Below are 13,417 nucleotides of genomic sequence, written 5' to 3' on the forward strand. Positions count from 1 at the left end.
TAGACCATCCTACGATGGCCTATAAATACATACAAGTTTCTTCTTCACTTATTTATTACTCTTCCTCTCAAAATGAACATGCAATCTGTACTCACAAATATCTTTTGTCCATTTATGAAGCAGCTCTTCATCCTCTTTTAGAACATCAAAGTTTAACGAAAACTTATTATCTTCAAAGGTTACTAATTCTTTGCCCCATTTTGACATGGGCATTCTGGCAATTAGTCTACTTACTTTCTTTTCGTCGTAGTCCCAAAGGCGTTTCGTTTCTTTATCTGAGAAGTCAATCTTTTTGCGATATTCTGTTTCGGTTAGGTAATGGTGGAAGAATGGTGCAGTTTCTTCTGGTGTTATGGGTTGATACCAGTTTTCTACTCCTCTATTTAACATCGCAAGTAAGACAACCATCTTATAACTTTTGGTCATTCCTGTCTTTTCTACCTCTACAAACCAAGGTTCGTATCGTTTAAATACTTCTATTTCACGTTCGTCTAATTCGTTTGCCCAATATAAGAAACCAAGGTATGATTTAAATTCTTGTTTGTACTGGTTACTATTAGATTGGCCTTTTAAATGAAGTTCTAAATATGTTGGTCTTCTGCCTAAATCCTGTTTCAACGTAAAGTAATCATCTCTTAACTTGTCTTTACGAGGCTGAACTTTTCTTGCCATTTCCGTCAGCAAATCAATTACTTTAGTTTCAAGATTAATTACGCAGTTTGCTGGAGCACTGGCTTGTATTTCTCTAGGCTTTTTTAACTCACCTGAAGCATCAAATAAACTTAGCTTAACGTCGGCATTTCGGTAGTTTCCAATTAAATCGATGACAACACAGAAGTCTTTTTCTGGGTGTAACCGTAAGCCTCGACCGATTTGCTGGGTAAAAACGGTTAGTGATTCCGTTGGTCTTACGAACAAGAGCGTGTCTACTACTGGGATATCGACTCCCTCATTAAATAAGTCAACGGTAAAAATGGCGTCGATTTCTCCCTTTTCTAGTAATTGAATTGCGTTAGTCCGACTTACTTCTACCTGCTTTGAATGTAAAGCAATTACTTTGTAGCCGTTTTGGTTAAAGTAATTTGCTAGAAATTCAGCCTGTTTAATTGAAGAACAAAGACAAGCGTTCTTGTTTGCTTATGTTTCTCCCACGCCTGGAGGATATTTTGGGCCATATCCTCTCGGAGCTGAAGTTGTAATAGCTCTTCTTCCGCATACCGATTTCCTAACCAGGTAATTTGGCGATAATCTGTATCGTCGTAAACACCTTGATAATGGAAAGGCGCTAACCATTGTCGTTGTATAGCTTCAAGAAAATCAATTCGAAAGGCAACGTTACCATCACAAATCGCATAGACATCTTTATTGTCATTCCGATCTGGAGTAGCCGTTATTCCTAATAGAAAATTAGGTGTAAAATAATCTAAGATCCGTTGATACGAATTTGCTGCTGCATGATGGAACTCGTCAATGACAATCAGATCAAATTCATCTGGTGAAAAAGCTTCAATATGTTGCTTTAAACTTAAGGTAAAGATTGAAGCAAATACATAATCAGTTTGTCCTTCTTTTTGCTTCCCGTTATAAATACCATAAGTTTTCTCCTCTAAGACATGCTCAAATGATTTTTTTGCTTGATAAAGAATTTCCTCACGGTGAGCAACAAAGAGAACTCGCTTAAATCTTCTTGCAAAGAAAGCAGCTAAATATGTTTTCCCTAAGCCAGTGGCCATTACAACAAGAGCGCTTTTATACCCCTCATCCAATGTTGTCTCTAATTCTTCTAGGGCATCGATTTGTGCAAAACGTGGTTTAACTTCTTCACCGTATTCATTTGGCTCCTCTTTAATGAAGTCCTTAGGAGGTTCATCTTTTTTAGTAGGAAGCATTAGCTCTACTTCTTCTCTTTTTGTCCACGTTCGAACGAGATTGGGATGACTTTGATGAAAATGCTCGTATCTGTCTTCGTATAACTTGATCGTTTCCTGATTTACTTCAATTGTTTGGTCGTGATACATCAATTTAGTAAATTGATCGAGAGCATCTTCGTATACTTCTTGACTATCTGAAAGGGAAAGGTTCCATTCAACACCAGTGGTTAATGCTGATCTCGATAAATTCGAAGACCCTATGATCAAATGCCCGTTGTTAGGAAACTGAAATAAATATGCTTTCGGATGAAAAGACGTGCCATTGCTATTCCAAAGCCGCACTTCTACTTTTGGATGAATGCTTACTAGCGTTTTTAGAGCATCTGGTTGCGTAATAAATAAGTAATCTCCCGTACAAATCTTAATTTCAGCTCCTCGCTCAGCAGCCTTTCTTAAAGGCTCACGAAGTACATCACACCCTGATTTCATGACAAACGAAGTTAATATGCATATGCTAGTGGCACCTTCCATATTCGCTAACAGATGGTCAATCAAGTTTTGCGTGATTAATTCTGCCTTAGTCATCCTCAACCTCTATTAAAAAGATTTTTTCCTTAAAGCCGCCACGTTTTTCTGCTTTTTTTTCACGGATCTTTTCCACTTCTTCAATAGAGGATCCATGACAAACTGCTAATGCATGGACTATTTCTAGAACATCCGCTAATTCTTCAAGCGCATCCTCATCTGTTTTTGTATTGACATACTCCTCAAGTTCTTCAAAACTCTTTTTCTTTAACTCCGTTATGTATTGCTCGTCGTTTAAAATGGACGTTGTGTATTTCTTCCCCGTTTCTTCAATAATCTCAGGAATACGATCTCTCACTAATTTGTTATATGTAGGCATTATATAAGCTCCTCTTAATAGTTTCTCTTTTCAGGTATAACTCCTCGGACGCCACCACGTGGGTTTTCCATATCTCCTTTGTAGCGAGGAATTAAATGAACATGAACATGGAAAATCGTTTGTCCAGCTGTTTCCCCACAGTTAATACCAATGTTGTAACCATCTGGCGAGTGTTGTTCTCCTAATAATGCTTTTCCTTGTTCCAAGAGTTCATTGATAGCTTCCCGTTCTTCGATTGTGGTATCAAAGAAATCACTGACATGACGTTTTGGAATGATCAACAGATGTCCCCTATTAACTGGATAAATATCAAAAATGGCGAATGCTAAGTCGTTGGATAGCACTATGTTATCTGGGGTGCAGAATGGGCAGGCTTTGTTCATTAATACGTAATCCTCCAAATAAATGCATTTTTCCCTTTATTATAACAAGACCTTATATGTATTTTACATAGCTTTCCTAATGATATTAACCCCCCTCTGCTTTCAACCTCTCAAAATTAGTCCTATCCTTACTTCGGGGAGGTAGGATTCAAGTACATCTTCTAATCGTCTCTGTTATTAGACACGTAGCAAAAGGAAAGGTTCTATGCCCCAGTTCTTCCGATCATCTTAAAATTGGGACAGGATACCTGTCCCTTTGTCCTAGTCCTATTAGCTCTATAAAATTTGTTCCAAGTCCTCTAAAGTATCCTGAAAGGTATTTAAACGTACTGTATTGATTTCAATGAACTTTTCTGTATCTGGAACTTGCCATTTAGGAAATTGAGCCTCTTCAGTTCTAGGATACAGTAACACGCATTTTTGTGCATGTTCGTAAGAGGTAACATATGCATACATTTGATACAGGTCACTTTGCTGGTAAGTAAGTCTGCCTTCTCTAACAATGCTTTTCCATTTTGTATCCACAATTAGCTGCGAACTAGCTGTAGTTAGGACAAAGTCTGGTTTCAATTTAATATTTTCCAAGCCTGAATAAACATTTACTAATAAGCGTTTTTCCTCATGCTGTGCCCTCACATCTAGTTCATTTGTGTAAGAGAGATGACGAAAAGCAACATCAATATACGATTCAAATAGTTGGTTCATCTCGAACAGTAAAGAAAAACTATTTCTATTGCTGTATTTAGATGTCATCATACCATTAGATAGTATTAGTTTTGCGAGAGTGAGTACTTGTTCAAATCGATTGTTTTGTCGATGAAGGGAAACGGAATCTAACTCATTTTGATGAATGGCCACTTGTGAAACATCTTTGAGTATATCCATTAAAAACATCATTTCTACTTTCATGGCAGTTTTAGAGATATAGGGAAATAACACCATTAAAGCCCTTTTTAGAATTTGATTTAATAATACGTCTTCTTGAAATTCATCGTATTCACAGAAGGCATTAACAGAATGATAGCTATTTTGCCTTATATGTTCACTTAAAAGAAAACGTCCCTTTAAAGTTTTCGAGTTTTCCTGCTTTAATTTGTATTCTTTGTAAATCCCCCGCCTTAACTCTTTTAATAGCAGCTGAATATATAGATGAGCAAAAACATGAAGTAAGTCAGCTTTTGCTATCTGACTTTTCGTCTCATCGTTCAGTGTTACTGGTAACGTTTTAGTAATACTTAACATATTCAGTAAAGCAAAACGATTTTTTTCTTCTGATTCCCCATCAATAACGATCTTCGGCAATATTTCAATCCGAACAGTTGAAAGCTGAATGACCCCGACAAGGTTTATCCACCGTATTTTTCCATATCCGATCTCAACAAAGGTCATATAACGCTCTTGTAAAAATAAAAGAAGTTCATCCCATTCTGTTTGACTTACATGTTCGCCAAGGTATAGCCAGTCATAGGCCTCACGGATGCTGATTTTCTTCATTATTCATAAATCCTTTGAATATCCCGTAACTTGATATGTTTTTTTATCCGGTATTTAATTGGTAATTCAAAGGTTGACGGTGTAAGCGAATTTTTAAATAACTCACGGAAATTAATATCTTCACGATATACGATGCAAGCATCTTCTTCTGAGTCTCCTATTCCACCAAGAATAAGTCCGATTTTTTCCCAATCATCATAAAAGTATTCTTGGAGAAGAGGAACAATTTTATTTAAAAGAATATCAAAAATGTCTTCTTCTGATTCAGCGTTCATAAAATACGCATGCCCAATGGTATGGTCTCGATCATAGAGTACTTCAATTCTTTTGTTAACAATATCTAGTAAGTTTGGTAAATCGATGTTCTCAATTGGCTGCAGCAGTGAAGGCTTCGGCATCATTTCCACAAAGGAAAAGCGTCGGCGCAAGGCTGTGTCGAGCAATGAGATCGAGCGATCGGCGGTATTCATTGTCCCAATTAAATAAAGGTTTGGGGGTAAAACAAATAACTCTCTTGAATAAGGCAGTTGGACCACCGTTTCATGTTCTCTTGTTAATCGCTTATCATCTTCAAGAAGCGTAATTAATTCACCAAATACTTTCGACATATTGGCACGATTAATTTCATCTATCACAAGAACGTATCGTTGGGCATTTGTAAAATCGAAAGCTGCTGTTTCACTGAAGGCTGCTTTAATTTGTTCTTTTTTCTTTTCGTAATTATTTGTTTCAATTTTCCCTTTAATGCCTTCAAAGGTTGCCTCATTTGCAATTCGTTTCAACGTCCCGTCCATTGGTTCAAAACCGCCATTTCCATCTGAACGAAGTCCTTCAATAAAATCTTCATATGAAAAGCTTTGATGAAACGTAATAAATCGAACTTGACCTTGTTTCAACAACTCTTGATACTGACTCTTATCATCCACATCTTCTGTTGTATTTTCTATAATTTCAACTACTTGCTTAACAATACTATAGGTTTTGCTCGTTCCAGGTGGGCCATAAAAAATAACATTAAGTGGGCCGGTATAAGTATTAATAATGGGAGTTACAGGATTATCTAATGCAGTTGGCTCTGCTTCAGTTACTACTTTTGAAAACATAACATTCACATGTCTCTTTTTAATAATCTTGTGGATACGATCCCTGAAACCACCGTAGCCAGGTAGAAGTTTCTCCTCTTTTTCTACCCACTCAACAGGTAGGTTATGACCTAATTCGTTGTCATATTGATAACCATCAAGCGCTCTTTGTTTTAGTCTAGCAACGGCGTTAATTTTTAAAATGTATTTGAGACTACCATCCGGTTGTCTTTCAGAATAAGTTGTTTTAACTCCGATTAGATCCCCTTTTTCCATTTGAAAAAAATCTGTCAGTGCCTCTTTTTCTTTTTCATCTTTTATTTCCTTTAGTGACGTTTCTAGTCCATTACTCGCAATATGATTTGATAAATCTGTTTTGTATATTGGGAGAGAAATAACTTCTTGGTCGATGAAGTTACTTAGATATTCGCCTTCGTTGTAGCGATATTCAATGAGCCAATGGCCAAACTGATCCTTTTGCCCGTATGTTTTCCAGATAAATTCACTAAGCGTCACATAATCCCAATCTTTGAACGGTTCAAATTCCATAAACTTTTTATATTCTAAGTGCTGCATTAAAAGATAATTTTTTGGACGTGCATTTACTATCTCACTTGGGAGGTGAAGATCTTTTCCTAAAGGTTCAATTACTTTTCTTGCATAAACATTAAAAAATTTATCAGGGTGATATATATTTAGAATTTTTAACATCACCATCGGCCACAACATCAGGTTATCAATTCTTATTTCTTCAATTCTATTTTGTTCGGCTAGTTTAAGGTTAGTGACAATTTGGCTACGTAAATTCCTAAAAACATCGTTTAGCTCTTCGCCAACGAGTGCTTTCTTTTTCGAAGCAGCACCCATACAATAACTACCATTACCACTTCGATAAATTCCAAACTTAGAAGCGTTACCACCGCCAATCCCACCAAGAACCTCTTTATGCTCTAACCAATATATAAACGCATCTCTTGTTGATGTATCTGCATATTCCTCGATTGTCATTGTATCTAACGCTTCGAGGGGGAAACGGCGAATAAACTCTTCCCTTTTCTCTATGCTTAATTTTATGTACTCTTCATCTAAGCTAAAATTATTTGCTAAGGCGATAAGCCTTTCTATTGACATACTTGTCCCTCACATTCTTACCATCATAAATTTAAACAGACCACCGTTTAGAGCTTCTTTCCTTTTGTTACGCTATTTTAGTAATAGTATAGCTATACATAATTACGATAAGCTAAAATTCAATTCCTTAAATAAGCATCTGGACGGTTCTGCTGCTTATCTCGTTACGCTATACATTGGAAGCAAGAGAACCGTCCCCGTGCTTCCGAAACCGTTTGTAATCAAAAGCGGAAATCACTGTTTTCCCTACACCTGTAGCAGCCACTAGGAGGTTTTTCATGCGGCCAAACACTTCACGTTCTGCTTGCAGCTTTTCTAGGATCTCCTTTTGAAAGTGATAGGGTTGTATATCAAACTGAAATCGTGCTTCTTCACTATCAGCATAGTTGGCTTTAGTTAGTGCTGACTTTAGCCGTTGCTGATCCTCTTCATTTTTTTCATCAAAAAAGAGAAACTCTCCGTCGTTCCAATAGCTTTCGAAGGTTGCATCGAATTTTTTTACAATATCAAACGAGTCTTTTTCGGTAATCTTTAAGTTCCATTCCAAGCCAGACGTAAGTGCTGGATTAGACAAATTTGAAGAGCCAATATAAGCCGTGGTAAAGCCGGTCTCGCGCTTAAACATATAGGCTTTGGCGTGTAGCCTTTTTCGATCCTTGTCATAGGATATTTTCACTTCGGTATTTTGAAGCTTGCTTAGCTCGATAATCGCTTTATAGTCAGAAGCTTCCATATAAGAAGTGGTAATCACTCTAAGCTTACCGCCGGTATCCGTAAACCTCTGTAAATCTTCGATAATACAACGAAGGCCACTCCATTTGATAAAGGATACGAGCATATTAATTTCATCTGCCGATTGAATTTCTCGGCTAAGCTCGCCTAGCATATTCGGCTCGTGGTGCGAACCTGTAAAAAGAGAGCTCTGCGAAATCGGCGTAATCGGTCTGACGATTTCATCCTGTTTTAGGCTTCTCACATGATTAAGCTTAGAATAAATGGAAGTCAGTACTTCTCCCTCTTCAGCAATTTGAAGCGAGTGGAATTCAGTATCATGAAGACGTTCACTTAAAATTGCGATGATTTCATTACAGGTGTTAATCTGCTTAAGTAGGGCCGTTGCATCATTGTCCTTTTCCTCGTCACGAATATAGCTAAGCGCCCTTCTTGTCACAGAGGATATGTAAGTAGCTAGCATCTTTCGCGCCTCTTCTACATCTAGTTTTTCCGTTTGGATGTCGTGGTTTGTAAGAGTGCTAAGTTCAGATTTTAGTTTATTGTTTATGATTTCTTCGTAAATGCCGTTAGGTAGCATTGGATCACCTCGTGGTTGCCTTGTATGTTTAATTTATCCAGATAATGGATCATATATCATAATTCGACAGGAAGGGAGGGGAAACCTGCTGGAATTAACATTTAGTTAACTAAAAAAGTTGACACAAAGATTTTTGCGTCAACTTTTAAATATGAATCTGTTTGCCCGTACTAGTAGTTGGCGTCACTTATTTCATTGCCCACCTTCTCCCCAGTTACTCATCCAAAGTAGAGATTAACTCCATTAACTAACACCGGGCCGACATCTTATCTTTATAGGGAGTAAGGTAAAGCGATCCACTGTCACTCCCAAAAGTTTCTTGTTTCACAAGGATGTTCCACGAACTCTAAATAACATTCTATAAAAACTTTTTAGAAACATTCGTTCGAGTTGTATTGTTAGAACAAACGTTTCCAAAAAGTTGGAAATTCTAGAAAGATTTGAACATGATCGCTGGTTTAAAGAATTAATCACAATCTTTTTTGTAGAATTTTACAATGATACAGATACGGGGACGGTTCTGCTGCTTCCTTCGTGAATCAAACAACAAGAACGACCATATGCTATTCCCATCACAAGTAAACTGAATTATATACACTAGTATGAGAGGTTGATAAATTCCGGAACCACCCCATTTTTTGTTACATCCTGTCCTATCCTGCGCTTTCCCGGGAAAGAGAACAGTCTTGCCTCGTTTCGAAGGTAGCCTTTGGTTTACTAAAGTGACTAACTAATCTGTTTCCTTGGATACCCAAAAGACGGTTCCTTTGCTTTAAGGTTGCCTGGGACTCCCTTTTTGAGTTCAATATTTGTCTGCTTAAAAAGATCAATAGCGCTTCATCACTTTGGTCAGTTTGTTGAGGGAAATGAAAATCCCACCACCAGCTTCTTAACTGGCGGTAGGGATTTCTTAAGTAAATGAGCTATCTTGTCTTAAACACTTTGATCATTTCTTTTAGATTACTGCTTGATTCATTTAACGCCTCAGCCGATTCAGAGATCGAAGCAATGGCTTTAATTTGCTCTTCAGTTGATGCTGTAATTTGTTCCGACGATGCAGCTGACTCTTCAGCAACTGCGGAAATATTTTGGAATGAAGCAACAACGTCGTCTTTCGCATTATTGATACTGTCGATATCATGACTTATTGTTTCGATTGACTTTGTAATTTTTTTCAATACATCGTTAATCGTGCGGAACACTTCTTCTGTATCAACAGCTACCTTTAATTGATCTGCTGAAATCTTATTAGTACGATCCATAGCCTCGGTAGCATTTTTTGTTTCTTCTTGTATACCAATAATCGTTTTTCGAACTTGTTCTGTTGCTATTGACGATTGCTCTGCTAGCTTTCTAACTTCATTTGCTACCACAGCAAACCCTTTTCCATGGTCACCTGCTCTAGCAGCTTCAATTGATGCGTTTAAAGCAAGTAAATTGGTTTGCTCTGAAATGTTATTAATCGTATCCATCACGTTTTCGATTTCTTTAATTTTTGGAACTAAACTCGACATAACTTTATTTACAGATTCAATTACTTCATTTGATTCGTTTGTTTTTGATTTTAATGTTTCTATTTGGGTAAATCCTTGCTGGCCAGTTTCGTTTGCTTCTTTTGATAGAGCATTCATCTCATGATTTTGTTCACTTACGCTTTCAATTTGAGAAGAAAGAAGCATAGATTTTTCGTTGGCTGCTTCAATTTCCGCAGCTTGCTCGTTAGCACCATTCGCAATTTCAGCAATACCCCGACCAACTTCTTCACTAGACGCTGCCGTTTCTTCTGACATGGCACTTAATGTCTCAGATGCTAGAGAAACCTCGGAAACTGTTTCTTCAACAGAAGAAATTAAGTTTTTCATATTAGTTACCATCCCATTAAAATGTGTAGCTAACTCACCTATTTCATCCTTAGACTTTGATTGAACATGTACCGTTAAATCTCCCTCAGCTACTTTGTTCACTTGCTCTTTTAATTTAGTTAAAGGCTTCGTAATCGTTTGTGACAATAGGAAGATAAAGAATAGTGCAACTATTAATCCTATTACTGAAATAATCATAATGATTTTTAAGATTGCACTTGATTCTGCAAGTAATCGGTCCTGTAAATAAACAGTCCCAACCTTCCAGCCTGTTTGATCTACTGTTCCATACGCTAGAATACGATCATTTCCAGAATACTTATATTCAAAATATCCACGGTTTTTACCATTATATATTGATTGAATGAAGTCTAAGTCCATTAAATTATTTCCACGCTCAGTCGGATGAACTAAAGCGACTCCATCATTGTCAAAAAGAAAAGCATACCCATCATAGCCAACAATCGTTTCGTTAATAATATTTTCTAATGAATCTAAACTTAAATCATTGGCGATAACTCCTAATAACTTATTCGTACTCGGATCGACAATTGCTTTTGCGACTGTTAAAACGTAATCGTTCGTAGCTTCGTCAATATACGGATCAGTAAAGATTACGTTATCAGGTGCTGCTGCAGCACTTTCGTACCAAGGACGTGTAGTTGGATCAAAGGTACTCGGCAAATCAACATGAGGAAAAGTGTACATCCCCTTATCTACTGAAGCAAAGTAAGCAAGCGTAATATTAGGATAAGACTCTAAATACTTCTTAAAATCACGCTCGATGCTAGTCCAATCACCAGATACATCGTTACCTCCAGGTTTCAGGGAATTTCTTAAATAATCAATAATTATTTGATTTTCGCTATAACGGTCAACACTAACCTTAAATTTATCTAGATATAGTTGCGTAATCGTCTCCATCTCTTGTACAGTTGCGTTTGCTCGTTCCTCTGCATTATTCTCAATTGAATTTTTACTAAAGAGAAACGTAGATGTTGATACACTAGCTAAAATCACAATAATAATAGCTGTAAAAGAAACAATCATTTTAGTACTAATTTTACGAAACATAATAAATATAACCCCCGCTGATGAAAAAAAATTTTGATTGATTTAAAAAGCTTGTTTATAGAGTGAATATTATAATTGCCAAAAACGATGCACATCAATCTAAATGCAGTTACGAATGTTTTTACGAAACTACATATAGTAGCTAAACGTGGACCCGATTCGTAGCAGACTATGTCCGAAACTTCCCAAAAAATGCAAAATAAGCGAAAATAACGGAACGTGGAACCGTTTTTGAAATCGATAAAACTCCAGCGATAAAGGAACTGCTACATTTCTCCCTATGATATGTCGTATTTTTTTGAATAAATTTCTCTAATCTGTTCATCTTCAATCGGTCTACTAAAATAGTATCCTTGGATATACTTACATTTTAGTTCTTGAAGAAGTTTTACTTGTTCAATCGTTTCAACTCCTTCTACCACCACATCGAGTTCGAAAGCCTCGGCAAGCAATATTAATTGTTTGATGATTTTCTTCCCGGATTCATTTAAATATTGATCGATAAATTTTTTATCGAGTTTCATTTTATCTACCGGAAAATTCGATAAGTAACTTAAAGATGAGTACCCTGTTCCAAAATCATCTAAAGTAACTGTTATTCCTATTTTTTTCAATCGATTTAAAAACATAATTGCTTCAATATCATCCTCTAAAAGAATGCTTTCAGTAATTTCAATTTCTAAGTATTTTGCAGGTATTCGATGTTCTCTTAATAAGCTTTCAATATATTCGATGATTCCTTTATCATTCAATTGCTTTACAGAAAAATTAATCGCGATTGGCTTCAGATCTAAACCCTCAACCTTCCATTTTGAAAGTTCTAGGATCGTTTGTTTAATAACAAATCTACCCATTCTCTTAATTAGTCCTTTTTCTTCTGCAATTGATATAAATTCAGCAGGTGAAATTTGATGGTCTTTAAGCCGAATTAATGCTTCGAATCCGACGATCTCTCCGGTTGAAACATCAACTTGAGGTTGGTACAAAAGCTTAAAACCATTATTACTCAACGAACTTCGCAAAATATCGTGGATTTTATTTTTCATCAATATAGAATTTTGCAAAGACTTTGAGAAATATGCACTTTGGTTTTTTCCGCTTTTCTTCGCGTGGTACATTGCAATATCTGCTTTACTAATTAATCCATCTAATTGTTTATCATCGTTAGGGTAAAGACTAATTCCGATACTACCTTCAACTGATAGTTCTTCACCGTTTACAAAAATCGGTTGTGAGATCAACCCTTCTAATTTTTGAAGCTTTGCATCTAATTGAGCTTGGTCCTGCCACATAATCAACAGTAAAAACTCGTCACCACCAAATCTGGAAACAAAAGTGATATCATCATTTAATCTCAGTAACCTTTCTGATAACTTCACTAAAAGTTGATCACCGTATAGATGTCCTCTAGTATCGTTAAACTCTTTAAAACTATCGAGGTCTATTAATGTTATAGCAATCCTCTGGTTAAGTCGAACTAGTTCATCAAACTTTAATGATAAGCTTAACCGGTTAGGTAACTTTGTTAAATAGTCGGTATATGCCATTTCCTCCACTTTTTCATTTAAACTGTGAATTTGATTAATATTCTCATGCAATCTACTGAATAATTGATTAATCGTTTCATATAATCCTGAAAAGCTTTTGTTATCAGAAGGATTTAGAGGTTTAACACCCACTCGCTCGGTATCTATTAATTGAATATGTTTATTTAACATTTTTACTGGAGTGATCACATTTTTTCTTTGGAGGATGAAAAAGCCAATAGAAATAATGATAGCTAACAGGATGAACATCAATGTTAATAAAGTTACATTTTTCTTAGTTTCTTCCATCGACAACCCTATACCTACAACTCCAATGATCTTTCCCTCAAAAAATAATGGCACCGCTACCTCTAAAACATAATCATCAATTTGAGGATAATACCATTCAAATGATGACACTTCCCCATTTAAAACAACTTGGTAATTTTCATCATCTGCGGAATAATCTACACCAATCTCATTGTCCGAATCAGCAACTGCGATAAAATTCTCATCTAGGATTAGAGCGTATAGGATATTTTCTTCATTACCGGTGATTCTTTCAACAATATTTTGTAAAATATTTTTTTCTGATTTTATATTCATATGATCTACACTATAACCAACTTGAACAAATGAGCCATCATCATTTCTTAAATATGCGAATTTGAAATATTTATCTCTTTCCGTTGACTTTCGAATGTCTTCTACATGGATATCTTGTGTTTATGTTTTGACATAAAATAATCAATTGGATCTCCTGATTCGGTGTCCAGCT

The 13,417-nt window shown here is 36.2% G+C and carries 6 protein-coding genes and 2 pseudogenes; all 8 read right to left on the minus strand.

Annotated features, from left to right (window positions below; genetic code table 11):
- Positions 1-48: 48 nt before the first annotated feature.
- The 8 genes and pseudogenes from H1D32_RS24800 to H1D32_RS24835 all read right to left on the minus strand — a co-directional run bounded on the left by H1D32_RS24800 (position 49) and on the right by H1D32_RS24835 (position 13,245).
- Positions 49-2,456, minus strand: a pseudogene (locus tag H1D32_RS24800) (DEAD/DEAH box helicase family protein).
- Positions 2,449-2,775, minus strand: coding sequence for a nucleoside triphosphate pyrophosphohydrolase (locus H1D32_RS24805; RefSeq protein WP_261180844.1), 327 nt, complete (start codon positions 2,773-2,775; stop codon positions 2,449-2,451). Before H1D32_RS24805 ends, H1D32_RS24800 begins: the two are co-directional and overlap by 8 nt.
- A 14-nt stretch (positions 2,776-2,789) precedes the next feature.
- Positions 2,790-3,158 (minus strand): HIT family protein, encoded by a 369-nt coding sequence (locus H1D32_RS24810; protein WP_261180845.1) that lies wholly within the window; start codon positions 3,156-3,158, stop codon positions 2,790-2,792.
- 276 nt (positions 3,159-3,434) lie between these two features.
- Positions 3,435-4,652 (minus strand): McrC family protein, encoded by a 1,218-nt coding sequence (locus tag H1D32_RS24815; RefSeq protein WP_261180846.1) that lies wholly within the window; start codon positions 4,650-4,652, stop codon positions 3,435-3,437.
- Positions 4,652-6,865 carry an AAA family ATPase gene (locus tag H1D32_RS24820; protein WP_261180847.1) on the minus strand — a complete coding sequence of 738 codons (2,214 nt, stop codon included), beginning with the start codon at positions 6,863-6,865 and terminating at the stop codon, positions 4,652-4,654. The genes H1D32_RS24815 and H1D32_RS24820 overlap by 1 nt, the downstream gene beginning before the upstream one ends.
- 202 nt (positions 6,866-7,067) lie before the next feature.
- Positions 7,068-8,177, minus strand: a pseudogene (locus tag H1D32_RS24825) (phospholipase D-like domain-containing protein); the annotation flags it as partial.
- 923 nt (positions 8,178-9,100) lie between these two features.
- On the minus strand, positions 9,101-11,113 hold the full coding sequence (locus tag H1D32_RS24830) for a methyl-accepting chemotaxis protein (RefSeq protein ID WP_261180848.1): 2,013 nt from the start codon (positions 11,111-11,113) through the stop codon (positions 9,101-9,103).
- 278 nt (positions 11,114-11,391) lie between these two features.
- Complete coding sequence (locus H1D32_RS24835) at positions 11,392-13,245, minus strand: bifunctional diguanylate cyclase/phosphodiesterase (RefSeq protein WP_261180849.1); 1,854 nt, start codon at positions 13,243-13,245, stop codon at positions 11,392-11,394.
- Positions 13,246-13,417 lie beyond the last annotated feature (172 nt).

Origin of the sequence: Anaerobacillus sp. CMMVII, from assembly GCF_025377685.1 — a bacterium.
Taxonomy (GTDB): Bacteria; Bacillota; Bacilli; order Bacillales; family Anaerobacillaceae; genus Anaerobacillus.

Bases quoted from the DNA above. Each gene is read 5' to 3' on its own strand.
- H1D32_RS24805 (WP_261180844.1), bottom strand. From the start codon at position 2,775: ATGCCTACATATAACAAATTAGTGAGAGATCGTATTCCTGAGATTATT.
- H1D32_RS24810 (WP_261180845.1), bottom strand. From the start codon at position 3,158: ATGAACAAAGCCTGCCCATTCTGCACCCCAGATAACATAGTGCTATCC.
- H1D32_RS24815 (WP_261180846.1), bottom strand. From the start codon at position 4,652: ATGAAGAAAATCAGCATCCGTGAGGCCTATGACTGGCTATACCTTGGC.
- H1D32_RS24820 (WP_261180847.1), bottom strand. From the start codon at position 6,865: ATGTCAATAGAAAGGCTTATCGCCTTAGCAAATAATTTTAGCTTAGAT.
- H1D32_RS24830 (WP_261180848.1), bottom strand. From the start codon at position 11,113: ATGTTTCGTAAAATTAGTACTAAAATGATTGTTTCTTTTACAGCTATT.
- H1D32_RS24835 (WP_261180849.1), bottom strand. From the start codon at position 13,245: ATGAATATAAAATCAGAAAAAAATATTTTACAAAATATTGTTGAAAGA.